13 protein-coding genes are annotated in these 16,885 nt (G+C 70.4%); 7 read left to right on the top strand and 6 right to left on the bottom strand.

Annotation, left to right across the window (positions count from 1 at the left end):
* Window positions 1–119 precede the first annotated feature (119 nt).
* The 5 genes from BMW88_RS24375 to BMW88_RS24355 all read left to right on the top strand — a co-directional run bounded on the left by BMW88_RS24375 (window position 120) and on the right by BMW88_RS24355 (window position 8,958).
* Window positions 120–2,096, top strand: a complete 1,977-nt coding sequence (locus BMW88_RS24375; RefSeq protein ID WP_089954305.1) for an alpha-1,4-glucan--maltose-1-phosphate maltosyltransferase — start codon at window positions 120–122, stop codon at window positions 2,094–2,096.
* A gap of 35 nt (window positions 2,097–2,131) precedes the next feature.
* A complete protein-coding gene (treS, locus tag BMW88_RS24370) occupies window positions 2,132–3,940 on the top strand; it encodes a maltose alpha-D-glucosyltransferase (protein WP_089954302.1) in 1,809 nt (602 codons plus the stop codon).
* A 7-nt stretch (window positions 3,941–3,947) separates the two neighbouring features.
* Window positions 3,948–5,258 carry a maltokinase N-terminal cap-like domain-containing protein gene (locus tag BMW88_RS24365; RefSeq protein ID WP_089954300.1) on the top strand — a complete coding sequence of 437 codons (1,311 nt, stop codon included), beginning with the start codon at window positions 3,948–3,950 and terminating at the stop codon, window positions 5,256–5,258.
* 3 nt (window positions 5,259–5,261) lie between these two features.
* The gene (glgB, locus tag BMW88_RS24360) at window positions 5,262–7,436 is read left to right on the top strand and encodes a 1,4-alpha-glucan branching protein GlgB (protein ID WP_089954297.1); all 2,175 of its coding nucleotides are present in this window, start codon (window positions 5,262–5,264) and stop codon (window positions 7,434–7,436) included.
* Window positions 7,437–7,587: 151 nt separating this feature from the next.
* Entirely contained in the window at window positions 7,588–8,958 is a 1,371-nt protein-coding gene (locus BMW88_RS24355; RefSeq protein ID WP_089954294.1) for a neutral zinc metallopeptidase, read from the top strand.
* A 4-nt stretch (window positions 8,959–8,962) separates the two neighbouring features.
* Here the strand turns inward: BMW88_RS24355 and BMW88_RS24350 are convergent, their stop codons facing one another.
* The 4 genes from BMW88_RS24350 to BMW88_RS24335 form a co-directional block, all read right to left on the bottom strand.
* Window positions 8,963–10,162 carry a cytochrome P450 gene (locus tag BMW88_RS24350; protein WP_089954292.1) on the bottom strand — a complete coding sequence of 400 codons (1,200 nt, stop codon included), beginning with the start codon at window positions 10,160–10,162 and terminating at the stop codon, window positions 8,963–8,965.
* Window positions 10,163–10,259: 97 nt separating this feature from the next.
* Window positions 10,260–10,979, bottom strand: a complete 720-nt coding sequence (locus BMW88_RS41095; protein WP_143116220.1) for a hypothetical protein — start codon at window positions 10,977–10,979, stop codon at window positions 10,260–10,262.
* Window positions 10,976–11,470, bottom strand: coding sequence for a DUF6114 domain-containing protein (locus tag BMW88_RS24340; RefSeq protein ID WP_089954287.1), 495 nt, complete (start codon window positions 11,468–11,470; stop codon window positions 10,976–10,978). Before BMW88_RS24340 ends, BMW88_RS41095 begins: the two co-directional genes overlap by 4 nt.
* The gene (locus BMW88_RS24335; protein ID WP_089954285.1) at window positions 11,461–12,051 is read right to left on the bottom strand and encodes a DUF6230 family protein; all 591 of its coding nucleotides are present in this window, start codon (window positions 12,049–12,051) and stop codon (window positions 11,461–11,463) included. Before BMW88_RS24335 ends, BMW88_RS24340 begins: the two co-directional genes overlap by 10 nt.
* A 182-nt stretch (window positions 12,052–12,233) precedes the next feature.
* Between BMW88_RS24335 and BMW88_RS24330 the strand changes: the two genes are divergently transcribed.
* Both BMW88_RS24330 and BMW88_RS24325 read left to right on the top strand, forming a co-directional pair.
* Window positions 12,234–13,676: a neutral zinc metallopeptidase gene (locus BMW88_RS24330; RefSeq protein ID WP_089954719.1), complete on the top strand. Its 1,443-nt coding sequence runs from the start codon at window positions 12,234–12,236 to the stop codon at window positions 13,674–13,676.
* A gap of 32 nt (window positions 13,677–13,708) precedes the next feature.
* Complete coding sequence (locus BMW88_RS24325) at window positions 13,709–14,503, top strand: helix-turn-helix domain-containing GNAT family N-acetyltransferase (RefSeq protein WP_089954282.1); 795 nt, start codon at window positions 13,709–13,711, stop codon at window positions 14,501–14,503.
* Window positions 14,504–15,075: 572 nt separating this feature from the next.
* Here the strand turns inward: BMW88_RS24325 and BMW88_RS24320 are convergent.
* A complete protein-coding gene (locus BMW88_RS24320; protein ID WP_425434684.1) occupies window positions 15,076–16,044 on the bottom strand; it encodes a tetratricopeptide repeat protein in 969 nt (322 codons plus the stop codon).
* Window positions 16,041–16,862 (bottom strand): SCO6745 family protein, encoded by an 822-nt coding sequence (locus BMW88_RS24315; protein WP_089954714.1) that lies wholly within the window; start codon window positions 16,860–16,862, stop codon window positions 16,041–16,043. The genes BMW88_RS24320 and BMW88_RS24315 overlap by 4 nt, the downstream gene beginning before the upstream one ends.
* Between the last annotated feature and the right edge of the window lie 23 nt (window positions 16,863–16,885).

The raw sequence follows: 16,885 nt of genomic DNA, 5'->3' as shown, positions 1-16,885 counted from the left end.
GTGTGCGATCGGCGTGGGCGGGGTACGGATCTACATGGGGCAACCCGCTGACAAGCAGCATGATCGAACAGGGCAGGATTACAGGCGACGCGGACCGACACGGCGGAAAGGCGCTGCCGATGAGTGGACGGCTCGGTATCGACGACGTATCCCCGGTGGTCTCGGCTGGTAGGTATCCAGCCAAAGCCGTTGTGGGAGAACACATTCCGGTGGCTGCCACCGTGTGGCGGGAGGGTCACGACAGACTCGCCGCCACGGTCACGTGGCGCGGCCCGAATGACCGGGTCGCCCGGCAGACGCGCATGCACGAGATCGGGACCGGTCTCGACCGGTGGGGCGCGACCATCGTTCCGGACGCCGAGGGCGCCTGGACGTTCCGCGTGGATGCGTGGAGTGACCCCTGGGCCACCTGGAACCACGCCGTTGAGGTGAAGATCGCGGCCGGACAGGGTCCCGGTGATCTCGCAAACGACCTGGAGATCGGCGCCCAGCTACTCGATCGGGTGGCACGGCGACCCGATCGGAGGCAAGAGCGAGCACTGCTCCTGACCGCGGCGGCAGCGCTGCGGGACGCGGACCGGCCGCTCGCCGAACGCGTCGCGCCGGCCTTCGCCGCCGACGTCCAGAAGATCATGTTCGAGCACCCGGTGCGCGAGCTGATCACCAAGGGCAAGCCGCACAAGATCTGGTGCGACCGCAAGAAGGCCGCGTACAGCTCCTGGTACGAGTTCTTCCCGCGCAGCACGGGCGGGGTCGACGAGACCGGCCGGCCGGTGCACGGCACGTTCGCCACGGCGACCAAGGAGCTCGACCGGGTCGCGGCGATGGGCTTCGACGTCGTCTACTTCCCGCCGATCCACCCGATCGGGCGGGTCAACCGCAAGGGTCCCAACAACACGCTCGTCGCGGGTCCGGACGACACGGGATCACCGTGGGCGATCGGCGCGGACGAGGGCGGGCACGACGCGATCCACCCCCAGCTCGGCACGATCGAGGACTTCGACGCGCTCGTCGAGCGCGCGAAGGAGCTCGGCCTCGAGGTGGCGCTCGACTTCGCGCTCCAGTGCGCCCCGGACCACCCGTGGGTGCTCAAGCACCCGGAGTGGTTCACCACCCAGCCCGACGGCACGATCGCGTACGCGGAGAACCCGCCCAAGAAGTACCAGGACATCTACCCGATCAACTTCGACCTCGACCCGCAGGGCCTCTACCACGAGGTGCTGCGCGTGGTCCTGTACTGGGCCGAGCACGGGGTGCGGATCTTCCGGGTCGACAACCCGCACACCAAGCCACCGGACTTCTGGCAGTGGCTGATCTGGAAGGTCAAGGAGGTCTACCCGGACACGCTGTTCCTGGCCGAGGCCTTCACCCGTCCCGCCCGGCTCTACGGCCTGGCCAAGCTCGGCTTCACCCAGTCCTACACGTACTTCACGTGGCGGACGAGCAAGCAGGAGCTGATCGAGTTCGGCGAGGACCTGCGCGACCACTGGGACGAGGCGCGGCCGAACCTCTTCGTCAACACGCCCGACATCCTGCACGAGTCGTTGCAGCACGGCGGCCCCGCGATGTTCGGCCTCCGGGCGGCCCTCGCCGCCACGCTGTCCCCCACGTGGGGCGTGTACAGCGGCTACGAGCTCTTCGAGCACGAGGCCGTGAAGCCCGGGAGCGAGGAGTACCTCAACTCCGAGAAGTACCAGCTGCGGCCCCGCGACTACGCCCGTGCACTGGCGGACGGGCGGAGCCTTGAGCCGTGGCTGCGCAAGCTCAACCACATCCGCAAGGCGCACCCCGCCCTCCAGCAGATGCGCACGCTGAAGTTCCAGCACATCGAGAACGACGCGTTGGTCGCCTACTCCAAACGGGACCCGGAAACGGGTGACACGGTCGTGGTGGTGGTCAGCCTCGACCCGAACAACGCGCAGGAGGGGACTCTGTACCTCGACCTGCCCGAACTCGGGTTCGACTGGCACGAGCGCGTCATCGCGCACGACGAGGTCACCGGCGAGACCTGGGACTGGGGACAGGCCAACTACGTCCGCCTCGACCCGTGGCGTGCCACCGCGCACGTCGTGAGCCTGCAGCGCCGCTTCAGCTGATCAACCCCCGCACAACCCCCGACGAGGTGGGAACCATGGTCGACGACTCCCGTCCCGACGCTGCTCTAGGGCTGGACGGCACACCGCACACCGGTGAAGCCATGACCGACGACGGCTTCCTGGTGGAGCCGCAGGCAGAGGACTTCAAGTCAGCCAAGCCGGCATCGGCGAACCCGAGCTGGTTCAAGGGCGCCGTCTTCTACGAGGTGCTGGTCCGCGCGTTCAGCGACTCCAACGGCGACGGCACGGGCGACCTCCGCGGGCTCGCCTCCCGCCTCGACTACCTCGAGTGGCTGGGCGTCGACTGCCTCTGGCTGCCGCCGTTCTACGCCTCGCCGCTGCGCGACGGCGGGTACGACATCAGCGACTTCCGCGCGGTGCTGCCGGAGTTCGGCACCGTCGAGGACTTCGTGTACCTGCTGGAGGAGGCGCACCGGCGGGGCATCCGGGTGATCACCGACCTGGTGCTCAACCACACCTCCGACGCGCACCCGTGGTTCCAGGAGTCTCGGCAGAACCCGGACGGCCCGTACGGCGACTACTACGTGTGGAGCGACGACGACTCGCGCTACAGCGACGCGCGGATCATCTTCGTCGACACGGAGTCGTCGAACTGGACCTACGACCCGGTGCGCGGGCAGTTCTTCTGGCACCGCTTCTTCAGCCACCAGCCGGACCTCAACTACGAGAACCCGGAAGTGCAGGAGGCGATGCTCGACGTCCTGCGGTTCTGGCTCGACCTCGGCATCGACGGGTTCCGCCTCGACGCCGTGCCGTACCTCTTCGAGGAGGAAGGCACGAACTGCGAGAACCTGCCCCGCACGCACGAGTTCCTCAAGCGGTGCCGCAAGGTCGTCGACGACGAGTTCCCCGGCCGGGTGCTGCTCGCCGAGGCGAACCAGTGGCCGTCGGACGTGGTCGAGTACTTCGGCGACCCGGAGATCGGCGGCGACGAGTGCCACATGGCGTTCCACTTCCCGCTGATGCCGCGGATCTTCATGGCGGTGCGGCGCGAGTCGCGGTTCCCGATCTCGGAGATCCTGGCGCAGACGCCGGCGATCCCGGAGAACTCGCAGTGGGGCATCTTCCTGCGCAACCACGACGAGCTGACGCTCGAGATGGTGACGGACGAAGAGCGCGACTACATGTACGCGGAGTACGCCAAGGACCCGCGGATGAAGGCGAACATCGGCATCCGCCGCCGGCTCGCGCCGCTGCTGGAGAACGACCGCAACCAGCACGAGCTGTTCACCGCCATGCTGCTGTCGCTGCCCGGCTCACCCGTCCTCTACTACGGCGACGAGATCGGCATGGGCGACAACATCTGGCTCGCCGACCGCGACGCCGTGCGCACGCCGATGCAGTGGACCCCCGACCGCAACGCGGGCTTCTCCTCCTGCGACCCCGGCCGCATCTACCTGCCGGTGATCATGGACCCGGTCTACGGCTACCAGGCGCTGAACGTCGAGGCGCAGCTCAACAACTCGTCGTCGCTGCTCAACTGGACCCGGCGGATGATCGAGGTGCGCAAGCAGCACCACGCGTTCGCCGAGGGCGACTTCACCGAGCTGGGCGGCTCGAACCCGAGCGTGCTCGCCTACAAGCGGCTCTGGAAGCGGCCCGACGGGCGCGAGGACATCGTGCTCTGCGTGAACAACCTGTCGCGCTTCCCGCAACCCGTCGAGCTGGACCTCTCCGAGCACCGCGACTACACGCCGCTGGAGCTCACCGGAGGTGTCAAATTCCCCGCGATCGGGGAACTCCCGTACCTGCTGACCCTTCCCGGTCACGGTTTCTACTGGTTCCAGCTGGTAGAGGCGGGCGACGACAGCGAGATGAGGTGAATCGCGCGTGATCGATCCCGACGAGCTCACCGACAAGCTGGTCACCACCCTGCCGGACGTGCTGCCCACGCTGCGGTGGTTCGGTGGCAAGGACCGTCCGATCACGGCGGTCCGTCCACTGCGGACGACGCCGCTCGACGACGACGTGGCGCACGTGATCGTCGAGGTCGATCAGCCGGGCCGCACCGAGCAGTACCAGCTGATCATCAGCGAGCACTCCGACGGCTACGACGCCACCGCCGACCCCGAGCGCAACGGCCTGCTGCTGCGCAAGATCGCGGCCGGCGAGAGCGTGAACGGCATCCGGTTCGCCCACGAGCAGGGGGTGGAGCTGCGCACCTCGCTGCGCGGCAGGCCGATCGGCGTCGAGCAGTCCAACACGTCGCTGATCTACGGCCAGCAGTACATCCTGAAGGTCTTCCGCAAGCTCGCCCGCGGCGAGAACCGCGACCTGGTGATGCACCGGGCGCTGCGGTCCGTCGGCTGCGAGCACATCGCGCTGCCGCTCGGGTCGATCTCGACCGAGCTGGACGGCGAGCCGGTCACGCTCGCGATGCTGCAGGAGTTCCTCCCGGACGCGGTCGAGGGCTGGGACATGGCCAAGACCTCGGTGCGCGACCTGATGGCCGAGGCCGACCTGCACGCCTCCGAGGTCGGCGGCGACTTCGCGGGCGAGGCCTGCCGGCTCGGGCACGCGGTGGCGAAGGTGCACGCCGACCTCGCCCAGGCGCTCGGCACGCGGATCGCCGACGACGACGCGGTGGCGAACGCCGTGGCGGGCATGCAGCGCCGCCTCGACACCGTCGTGGAGGCGGTGCCGGAGCTCACGAGGTACGAGGAGCCGCTGCGCGCCGCGTTCGAGGAGGCGCGCGAGCACCTCGGGCGGATCCCGATCCAGCACATCCACGGCGACCTGCACCTCGGTCAGGTGCTGCGGACGGTGCACGGCTGGCTGCTCATCGACTTCGAGGGCGAACCGGCGGCGGGCGTCGCCGAGCGCAACGCGCTGCGGTCGCCGTTGCGCGACGTCGCGGGGATGCTGAGGTCGTTCGACTACGCGGCACGGCAGCTGCTCGTCGGTCAGCCCGACGACGACCAGCTCGCCTACCGCGCGATGGAGTGGACGAAGCGCAACAGGGCGGCGTTCTGCGAGGGCTACGCCGAGGTGGCGGCGGACCCGCGGGACAACGTGCAGCTGCTGCGCGCGTTCGAGCTGGACAAAGCGGTTTACGAGGTCGCGTACGAGCACGCCAACAGGCCCGAGTGGCTGACGGTGCCGTTGTCGTCGATCGCCCGGATGACGAGTGGAGGAGAGTGAGTCGTGAAGGCCGACCTGGACCGACTGCTGTCAGGAGCCCATCACGACCCGCACTCGCTGCTGGGCGTGCACGCCGTCGGCGACCAGGTGGTGGCGCGGGCGCTGCGGCCCGGCGCGACGTCGGTCGCGGTGTCGTGGGGTGACAAGCAGGTCGAGCTGACGCGCATCGCCGACGCCCTCTTCGAGGGCGAGCTGCCCGAGGCTCCCGGCGACTACCGGCTCCTGGTGTCCTACGGCGACCACACGATCGAGGTCGACGACCCGTACCGGTGGCTGCCGACGGTCGGCGAGCTGGACCTGCACCTGATCGGCGAAGGCCGCCACGAGCGGCTGTGGGACGTGCTGGGCGCGCACGTCCGCTGCTACGAGACGGCCAACGGCGACGTCACCGGTGTCTCGTTCGCGGTGTGGGCGCCGAACGCCCGCGGCGTGCGGGTGACGGGTGACTTCGACGGCTGGGACGGCCGCGCGAACCCGTTGCGCTCGATGGGCTCCAGCGGCGTGTGGGAAGTGTTCCTGCCGAACGTGCCGGTGGGCTCGCGGTACAAGTTCCGCATCCTCGGCGCGGACGGCGTGTGGCACGAGAAGGCCGACCCGATGGCGTTCGCCACGGAGGTCCCGCCGCAGACGGCCTCGGTCGTCACGCGCTCGGAGTACGAGTGGGGCGACGCGGAGTGGACCGCCCGGCGCGAGGCCACGCAGTGGGCGAACGCGCCGATGTCGATCTACGAGGTGCACCTCGGCTCGTGGAAGCCGGGCCTGGGCTACCGGGAGCTGGCCACCGAGCTCGCGGACTACTGCGAGGACATGGGCTTCACGCACGTCGAGCTGCTGCCCGTGGCCGAGCACCCGTTCGGCGGCTCGTGGGGCTACCAGGTGACGTCGTACTACGCGCCGACCTCGCGGTTCGGCTCGCCGGATGACTTCCGCCACTTCGTCGACACGCTGCACCGGCGCGGCATCGGCGTGCTGGTCGACTGGGTGCCCGCGCACTTCCCCAAGGACGCCTGGGCGCTCGCGAAGTTCGACGGCACGGCGCTCTACGAGCACGCCGACCCGCGCCGCGGCGAGCAGCTCGACTGGGGCACGTACGTCTTCGACTTCGGGCGCAACGAGGTCCGCAACTTCCTCGTCGCCAACGCGCTGTTCTGGATCGAGGAGTTCCACCTCGACGGCCTGCGCGTGGACGCCGTCGCGTCGATGCTCTACCTCGACTACTCGCGGCCGGAGGGCCAGTGGCTGCCGAACGAGTTCGGCGGCCGCGAGAACCTCGACGCGGTGCGGTTCCTGCAGGAGCTCAACGCGACGGTCTACAAGCGGCACCCCGGCGTCGTCATGATCGCCGAGGAGTCGACGGCGTGGCCGGGTGTCACGCGACCGACGCACCTGGGCGGCCTCGGCTTCGGCTTCAAGTGGAACATGGGCTGGATGCACGACACGCTGCACTACCTGTCGCGTGAGCCGATCCACCGCTCGTTCCACCACAACGAGATGACGTTCTCGCTGGTGTACGCGTGGAGCGAGAACTTCGTGCTGCCGCTCTCGCACGACGAGGTGGTGCACGGCAAGGGCTCGCTGTGGACCCGGATGCCGGGCGACGACTGGAACAAGGCGGCGGGCGTGCGGTCGCTGCTCGCGTTCATGTGGGCGCACCCCGGCAAGCAGCTGCTGTTCATGGGTGGCGAGTTCGGGCAGCGGCAGGAGTGGTCGGAGTCGCGGTCGCTCGACTGGCACCTGGTCGAGCAGGAGCCGTTGCACCAGGGCATCCAGAAGCTGATGCGCGACCTGAACTCGGTGTACAAGACGTCGGCCGCGTTGTTCTCGCACGACGTGACGCCGGAGGGCTTCCAGTGGATCGACGCGAACGACTCCGGTGGCAACGTGCTGTCGTTCGTGCGCATCGGTGAGGACGGCTCGCAACTGGTCTGCGTCGCGAACTTCTCCGGCATGCCGCACCACGACTACCGGGTCGGGCTGCCGTCGGCGGGCCGGTGGAAGGAGCTCGTGAACACCGACGCCGCGGTCTACGGCGGTTCCGGCGTGGGCAACCTCGGCGGCGTCGACGCGGAGGACAGGCCGTGGCACGGGCGGCCGTGGTCGGCGTTGCTGCAGCTCCCGCCCGCCGGGGTGCTGTGGCTGGTGCCCGAGGTGCCCGGCGTGCTGGGCGAGGCGGACTGACCTCCTCCGGCGGCGCTCCCCCCGCGGGAGCGCCGCCGGAGAGCAGGTGCGCCCGGTGAACCCGACCGGCCCGCGACACGTTGCCCAAGGTATGCGCCTGAGTTCGACGAGTAGGACGCCCTCCGAGCCACCCGGCAGGCACAATGGGGTCATGCGGCACCGGAGCATCGCGTTGATCGTCGCCACCGCCCTGCTCGCCGCGGGGTGCACGGCACAGGTCCCCGGGCGGCCCCGTGCCGCCAAGGTGGTGAAGAAAGAGGCCTCCACCGAGACCATCCAGGTGCGCGGCTCGGACAACGGCCCGATCGACAAGCTGGCCGCCACCGCCCTCACCGACATCAACGAGTTCTGGGACGACGCGTTCCAGCAGACGTTCAACAAGCAGTGGAAGCCGCTGACCGGCGGTTTCTACTCGGTCGACACGGCCGATGCCGCCGCGAAGCCGCCACCGTGCACGCAGAAGGCCGCGGACGTGGAGGGCAACGCCTTCTACTGCCCCGCCGCCGACGCCATCGCGTGGGACCGCGCGTCGCTGCTGCCCGTGCTGCAGGACCGCTTCGGCGAGGCCGCGGTGGTCGTCGTGCTCGCCCACGAGATCGGCCACGCGGTGCAGAACCGCATGGGCATCACGCCCGAGGCCGAGCGCCGCGAGCCCGAGAAGTACCCGACGATCCTCACCGAGGCCCAGGCCGACTGCTTCGCCGGCGCGTTCGTGCGCAACGTGACCGACGGCAAGTCCCAGCGCCTCGACATCGGCGCGGACGCCCTCGACAAGGCGCTGGGCGCGCTGATCACGTTCCGCGACCCGGTCGGCACCTCGCCGGAGGACGAGCAGGCGCACGGCAGCGCGTTCGACCGCGTGGCGGCCTTCCAGGACGGCTTCGAGCAGGGCACCAAGTTCTGCGCCGCGATGAACGTGCAGAACCGCACGTTCACGCAGCGCGCGTTCACCAACGTCACCGACCGCGCGAACGGCGGCAACCTGCCGTTCTCCCAGATGCTCGAGTCCGTGACGCCGGACCTCGACGGCTACTTCAAGGGCCTGGCGACGACGGCGGGCAAGACGTGGCCCTCACCGCGCGCCGAGGCCGCCCAGAGCGAGCCGACCTGCTCCGGCGACCAGGGCCCCGTCGCGTACTGCCCGTCCGACAAGACGATCAAGATCGACACCCAGGACGAGCTGCCGGCCCTGCACAAGGAGTTCGGCGACTACGCGACCGGCACGTTGATCGCCACGCGGTACGCGATGGCCGAGCTCGCCGTGCTGGGCAAGCCGACCGAGGGCGAGGAGGCCTCCGCGGCCGCCCTGTGCCTCGCCGGCGCGTACACGGGCGCGGTGTTCCAGCGGCAGGACGGGTTCGGGCTCTCGCCGGGTGACTTCGACGAGGCCGTGACCGTGCTGCTGCAGTTCGACTACGCGGCCCGTGACGCGAAGGGCGAGAACCCGGTGGATCCCGGGTTCCAGCGGGTGGCGCGGTTCCGCGAGGGCGTGTTCGAGGGCCCGCGCAAGTGCGGCCTGTGAGGATCTAGCTCCACCTCAGGTTGAGGTGGCGCACTCCGCGCAGCACGCCGTACGTGCGTTCGGGCACGGTGCCGGGTTCCACCTCGAACTCGGGCATCGCGGTCAGGACCTTGTCGAACACGATGCCGAGCTCCAGGCGGGCCAGGTGCATGCCCAGGCACCGGTGCACCCCGGAGCCCCAGCCGAGGTCGCGTCCCCGCTGCTGCCGGTCGAGCCGGAAGGTGGCGGGGTCGTCGACGTAGCGCTCGTCGCGTGTTCCCGAGCCCCAGGCCAGCAGCAGCCGGTCGCCGGGGTGCAGGTCGACGCCGCCGAGCGTGGTCTCGGCGAGCACGGTGCGCCCGGTCGCGGCCACCGCGGACTCGTGCCGCACGATCTCCTCGATCAGCGCCGGCACGAGCGTGCGGTCCGCGACGACCCGGCGGCGGGTCGCGGGGTCCTCCGCGAGCTGCAGCATCAGGCTGGAGATGGTGTCGACGGTGGTCAGGAAACCCGCGCTGACCATCAGGAACGCGTACTTGAGCAGTTCGGCGTCGGTCGCGCGCCGCCCGTCCACCTCCGCGTGGACCACCGCGGTCAGCACGTCGCCGCCGGTGTCCTCGCGGTCGCGGCGTTCGGCGATCTCGCCGCGCAGGAACTCGACCAGACCGGCACCGGCGCGGTGCGCGTCCTGCACCGACGCCGGCGCGACGAGGTCGCGCGCCAGCCTGGCCAGCTCCTGCTGGCGGTGCCGCGGCACCCCCATGACCTCGGCGATCACCACGGACGGGATGCGCGCCGCGATGTCTCCGACCACCTCGCACCGCCCGCGCGGAGCCACCTCGTCGATGACCTGGTCGGTCACCTCCCGGATGAACTGCTCGTGCGCCCGCACGGCGGGCCGGGCGAAGAACCCCTGGAGCACGTTGCGCCACCCCGTGTGCACCGGCGGGTCGGACTCGAACAGCGGTGCGCGGGTGGTCTCGGCGTCCGGCACCATCGCCACCGCCCCGAGCCCCTGCACCGCCGCGCTGAACGTCTCGCCGTCCTTCGCGACGGTCACGATGTCGTCCTGCCTCGACACGACGTAGAAGCCGTCGTAGGCCTCGCTGCGCGCGACCGGGCAGCCCTGCCTGAGCTCGGCGAGCAGGGTGTGGATCGTGGGTACGACGGACTGGTCGTGGTGGTCGAAACTGCGGACGCGGTCCTTGAGGCTTTCCCCCACCATGTTCTCCGTCTCACGGCTCGGTGACCTGGACCGGCGTCTGTCCTCCCGGGACAGCGCCGGCACACCTGTACCTACAGCCACGCGCGGAGCCAGTCAATCAGCGCCTCTCGGCCGGGGCCTGGTCCGGCACGACCGAGATCCGCGCTCCCGGGATCGTCAGCGTGCCGCCGATCAGGTCCGTGTTGCGGACCGTGACGTCGGTGAAGACCGCGAACGGCGCGTTGATCGGCGGCGGGTGCGCCGCCGTGTAGTCGACCGGGATCTTGATCCCCAGCAGGTCGAGGTTGCCCTTGAGCTGCACGGTGAACAGCTCGATGCGGCCCGGCGACACCGTGGACGTGCTGCCCGGCCGAGCGGCGGTCACGAGCTTCACCCCCGGTGCGACCTGAGCGGTCTGCACCAGGTCCTTGATCTTCATGTCGCCGGCCGTGAACTTCAGCACCTTGACGACCTGCCCGTTCACCAGGGCGTCCACGACCCCGGCGAAGTCGAGCCCGCCGAGCTCCAGCCGGGAGGCGGTGAGGGTCCACTCGCGCCCTCCCCCCGCCACCGGTGCAGGGGCCGGTGGCGGGGGTGCCGGCGTCGAAGGTGGCGCCGTGCCGGGTGGGGTCGTGCCGGGTGGAGCCGTCGGCGAGGACGAGGACACGGGAGGCGGAGTGGCGCTGGTGCTCGACCTGGGTGGCGGTGAGGAGCTGCTGCTCGTCGGAGCCGGTGAGCTGGGCGTGCTCGACGGCGGCACCGGATCCGAGCTCGACGGCGGTTGCAGCGCCAGCACGGCGACCACCGCGACCGCGGCCAGCGGCTGTGAACGGGTCATGTGGGCTGCACCCTCTGCGTGGTGCCGGGCCCGGCGCCCGGTTCCCCGTCCGTGCCCGCGTCCGTGACTCCATCCCTGTCCGCGTCTGTGTCGGGGAGGTCCGCGCGCCCGGCCTCCTTCGGCCGCTTGGGCTCGTCCGTCCACGCCACGGCGAGCGCGCCGCCGAGCAGGCTGAGGACGGTGCCCACCAGGAAACCGCCGAGGTTGGTCACGACGAGCGCGACGAGCGACAGCAGCACCGTGACGATGCCCGCCGCCAGCCGGAACCCGGGCTGCACCCACAGCGACACGGCGCAGATCGCCAGCAACGTGCCGATCAGCAGCGCCGAGGTGCCGCCGATCGTCTTGATCGAGATGACCATGTCGCCGAGCCGCACGCCGACGAACGGCGGGAACAGGATGACGAGCGCGCCGGCGGCCACGAACAGGCCGGCCCAGAAGGGCCGGCCACGCCGCCACGCGGTGAAGCCGCGCCAGGCCCTCAGAAGCACTCTTGCTTCCCCTGGCGGATGGTCAGGTTCATGCCCTTGAACCTGATGGTCTGAGCCGTCGTGGCCCAGGCGGTCTGCCTGAGCGCGGTGATGTTCGCCGAGTCGGCCTGCAGGCCGAACGAGCCCGGCAGACCGCGCAGGCCGTCGGGCCCCTTGGTCACCTTGTTCGCGTCGATGCCGATCTCGGGGTTGCCGAGGACGAGGTCACCGTTGAGGTCGGTGAGGTTGACGACCAGGTTGTCGGCCGACATGCCCCCCACGCTGTCCGCGGTGATGCGCATCGTGATGTCACCGACGATCGGCATGTTGGCGACGAACACCGACTGGCAGAACTTGTCGAGCCTCGCCGTCTTGAAGCCGCTGACCGCGACGACGTGGGTCTTGCCCGCCCCCGCGTCCACGCCGCCGAACTGGACGAATCCCTGGCCCGTCAAGTTGTCGGCGGCCACCTTGAAGTTTGTGCCGGACACCGCGAAAGAGGCGGCCAGCGCTCCCTGGGACATGCCGAAGAGCAGGGCACTGGCACCGGCGGCACCGATCCCGAGCACCCCGACGAACCGTGCCCAGCGCGTTCTACCCATACCGCCAAACTCCTTCCACGCCGAAGGCTTCCGTGGTCGGACTGTGCGCTCCGGCACGCGGGCAGGACAACGAAAACGAGCCCGGGCAGTCTTGAAATCACCCCAGAGGGTGAGGAGGTTTCACGTTTGGCCGCAGGTCCTTGCCACCGGCGGTGGAAACCCACTGAGTAGTGTTCCCGGTCATGGGGATCGGACGAATCGCCGTCGCGCTGGCCGCGACCGCAGCCCTCACCGCCTGCGCGTCCACGGTCGAGGGCTCGCCGAAGGGCGAACGCCCCGACCCCACGAAGGTCGCGGGCCTAACGATCTCCAACGGCCCGTCCGGCCCGAAGCAGGGCGTGCCCGACGCGGACCTCAGCGTGGAGAACGGCGACGGCGGCGAGATGGACCGCCTGGCCATCAACACCCTCGCCGACGTGCAGGAGTTCTGGAAGGCCGAGTTCCCCCGCTCGTTCCCCGGCAAGACCTTCGAACCGGTGAAGCGCCTGCTCTCCTACGACTCCGGCGGCAAGGGCGTCGAGGTCTGCAAGCTCAACACCACCGGCGTCGCGAACGCGTTCTACTGCGCGATCGACGACAGCATCACGTGGGACCGCGGCGAGCTCCTGCCGATGCTCGACGACTCGTTCGGCCCGATGGCCGTCGTGACGGTCCTCGCGCACGAGATGGGCCACGCCGTGCAGTACAAGCTCGGCCCGGCCTCCAACATCGGCCCCAACACCCCGTCGATCGTGAAGGAGCAGCAGGCCGACTGCTACACCGGCGTCTTCATGCGCTGGATCGCCGAGAACAGGTCGAAGCACTTCGAGCTCTCCACCGGCGAGGGCCTGAACCAGGTCCTGCAGACGATGTTCTTCATCCGCGACTCGGCCGGCACCTCCTTCGAGAAGCAGGGCGCCCACGGCAGCGCGTTCGACCGCGTCTCGGCCTTCCAGTTCGGCTTCACCCGCGGCGCCGCCCGCTGCGCCGAGATCAACGAGGCCGAGATCAGCAGGCGCATCACCGAACGCCCCTTCGACCTCTCCGACACCGACCAGGGCCAGGGCCGCGGCAACGCCCGAGTCGACGAGGACAAGTACCTCAAGGCACTGGAGGAGTCCCTGCGCGACGCCTACAAGTCGAGCGGCGCGTCCTTCCCGGCCTTCGACAGGGCGGGCATCAAGCCGTGCGCAGACGCCCAGACCACCTCCCCCGTCTCCTACTGCCCGGCGGTCAACCAGATCCAGCTCGACCTCCCGTCCCTGGTGAAGATCGGCACGCCGCCGAAGAGGGGCGCCAAGGGCGGCATCGGCGACTTCGCGGCGTTCGCCCTGGTCGCCTCCCGCTTCTCGCTGTCGATCCAGCACGCCACGGGCTTCAAGCTCGACGACGACGCCGCGGGCCAGCGCACCGCCTGCCTGACCGGAGCCTGGGCAGGCCTCACGAACCGCCCCGACGCGGCGGCGGGCCTGCGCCTGTCCCCCGGCGACCTGGACGAGGCCGTGGCCGAGCTCCTGGCCGACGACAGCCTGATCGCCGCCGACGTCAACGGCAAAGCCGTCCCCTCCGGCTTCGCCCGCGTCGAAGCCTTCGGCGACGGCTTCTTCCGCGGCCTGTCATTCTGCGTGAAGAAGTACTCGGTGTGACGGCCTGATCGGCGCTCGTCGACAATCGCCGGGTGCTGACCGATGAAGCCGCGACCTACGCCTCGTGGTTCGCGACCCTGTCCGACCCGACCCGAGTCCGCCTGCTCCACCACGTGGCCTCGGCGAAGGCCCCGGTCACGGTGGGCGACCTGACCACCCTGCTGGGCGTGAGCCAGTCCACCTGCTCGCACCACGTCCGCAAACTGGCCGAGGTCGGCTTCCTGCACGTCCAACGCGAGGGCACGACCACCCTGGTCACGGTGAACCCGGCCTGCTGCACAGGCCTCCCCCACGCCGCCGACGCGGTGATGGGCGCCCTGACCACGGGAACGATCCGCCCGGCCCCCGGCGTCACCGTCCGCGCCATGACCACCGCCGACTGGCCGGAGGTCCGCCGCATCTACGGCGAAGGCATAGCCTCGGGCAACGCGACCTTCGAAACCGACGTCCCGTCCCGCCGGACCTTGGAGTCCAAGTGGCTCCCGGCCCACCGCTGGATCGCCCTGGTGGACGACACGATCGCGGGCTGGGCAGCCGCCACCCCGGTCTCCGCCCGCGAGTGCTACTCCGGCGTGGCCGAGACCTCGATCTACGTCTCCACCGCCCACCAGGGCCGAGGCGTGGGCAAAACCCTGCTGCACCACCAGGTCTCCGCCGCCGATGCCGACGGCCTGTGGACCCTGCAAGCCGTGATCTTCCCGGAGAACCGGGCGAGCATCGCCCTGCACCACAAGGCGGGCTTCCGCACCGTGGGCCTGCGGGAACGAATCGCCCAGCACCACGGCGAATGGCGAGACACCGTCCTATTGGAACGCCGCCGCCCCTGACCCCCGGTGACGCCGAAGGCGAGCCTCCTCCACGCGATGCCGAAGGCGAGCCGTCATCCTCGCGATGGCGAAGCCGAGCCCCGGCGATGCCGCAGGCGAGCCGTCCGCAACACGACCTGGCGGTGTGGCTCCCCCGTCTAGCGCTCCGAAGCCTTTGCCGCGCCCGAGGGGTCAGGTCAAGTCGACACGCTTTTCGTCGACTTGACCTGACCCCTCGGGTGTGGCTGCCTCTGGTGCGCTGGACGGGGGAGCCACACCGCAGACGCACCCACCCACGCAACAGCACCCCGCCCAACCCAACAGGCGTGCCATCAGCCCACCCGCGGCGCTGGCCGGCTCCTTTGGGAGTGCCGGGGGCCTGGGGGCAGAGCCCCCAGCACCACCCACCCCACCGCAACAGCAGCCAGCAACCCGACCACCTACGAACTCGCCACCGCCACCCGCCACCGCAACAGACAACACCGACGCGTCCACCCCACCGGGCAAGCGACCGCAGGCGTCCCCCCAAAACGAAGACCCCCTGAGCCCAAACGCTACTCAGGGGGTCCGACAAGATCACAAATCCGCCAGCCTCAGAACAACGCCGAAGCCAAGTTCCGCCGAGCAGCGGCAACCCGAGGATCATCAGCCGGGAACAGCTCGAACAACCCCACGAGGTGCTGCCGAACCCGATCCCGGTCCTCCCCGAACACCCGCCGAACGGTGGAGACCAGCCGGGCGAACGCCTCCTCGACCTGCTGCACCGCCACCTGGGCGTCAGCAGCGGCCAACTGGGCGTCGATGTCCTCGGGAGCGGCGTCGGCCTTGGCGATCACCGCCGGGTCGACGGACTCGGCCCGCTCGGCGAACTTGGCCTGCGCCAGGCCTTCCTTGGCCAGCTCGTTGGCGGGCTCGCTGGCCAGGACCTGCGAGTAGAACGACTGGGCGGCCGCGTAGTCGCCCCGCTCGAACGCTTCCTCGGCGGCGACGATCCGGGGGTCCTCGGGGACCTCTTTCTCGACGGGGGCTCCGGCGCGGGCTTCCCCGGCCCGGATCCCCGGCAGCCGGTCCCGCAGGGCGTCGAGCAACCGGGCGATCCACTGCGACAGCTCGGCGTCGGCGATCGGGCCAGCGAAGGCGTCGATCGGCTGGCCGGCGGCGACGGCGACGACGGTGGGCACCGACTGCACGCCGAACGCCTGTCCGATGCGGGGTGCCTGGTCGAGGTCGACCCGCGCCAGGATCCACGAACCGCCAGAGGAGGAGGCGAGACGGGTCAGCGACGACGCGAGCTGCTGCGACTCCGGGCTGTAGGACGCCCCGAGCAGCACCACGACGGGCACCTGCAGGGACTGCTCGACCACGGCCTGGAAGGAGGCCTCGGTGACGTCCACGATCCACGGCGCGGAGCCGTTGTCGGGCGAGGCGGCACCGGGAGCGGCGGCGGGTGCGGTGGCGGCTTGGCGGGCGGCGTCCGCCCGGGCCTTCAGGGCGCCCAGGTCGACGGCGCCCGACAGCGCGGCGGACAGTGCGGCGGTCTTGCGAGGATCAGGCCTTGTCACGTGTTCCATCCTGGCACGGCTAGTTCCCGGACCGGGTCCAGGGCCATCGGGTTGACGCGCATCGCCTCGTTGGCCGAAGCGATGCGCAGAGCGAGCGGTGTCATCAGGTCGATGAACCGCGATGTGCGGGCGGCGCCCAACGCCTCCCACGGAGCGAGCGCGGCGGCGTCGGTCGCCCGCTCGACCGAGGGGAGGTCGCCGGGCCGGTCGCCCGCTTCCCACTCCTCGACAGTCCAACCACGCGCGGTCCGCATGTATGCCGGGTCGAGGGAATGCTCACGCGCGTAGAGCGCAAGCGCTTGGCAGGGCCCCACTCCGTGGGCGACCAGGGCGGCGATGTGGCCGTCGCCGCGGGCCTCGCGCAGGATCGTGCAGGCGTGCCACAGCGCGAGGTGCGGCTCGATGGGCCACGGCAGGGCCCGGTTCGCGGCCGCCAGCGGACGGCCCGCGAGGGGAGCGGCCAGCGCGGCGGTGCGGGCCAGCGACGCCGCCTCGACGATCTCGGGGGTGTCGACCGAGCCCAGCAACCGCCGCAGGGCCCCGTCGACGCCCGCCAGCCGCGCCCGCAGGAACTCGGGCGGCGAGGCCACCGACCACGCGTCGGGCAGGGCGCGGCGGACCATCCGCGGCGCGAAGTTGTAGAAGAGGGCCGTCACCAGCTCCGGGGACGCGGCGCCGAGCGGGGCGGCGCGCATGCCGAAATAGCCCATCCAGCCGCCCTTGCAGCCCAGCGCGTCGGTCGCGGCGCGGGACTCGGGCGTGAAGTACGTGACGTCGTGGTAGGGCTCGAACCTCAACCACAGCTGCCTCGCGTCCACGCCCGACACGCTAACCCAGCGGC

It is taken from the genome of Lentzea xinjiangensis (assembly GCF_900110955.1).
Lineage (GTDB): Bacteria > Actinomycetota > Actinomycetes > Mycobacteriales > Pseudonocardiaceae > Lentzea > Lentzea xinjiangensis.
This window is presented reverse-complemented; position numbering and strand designations above follow the sequence as displayed.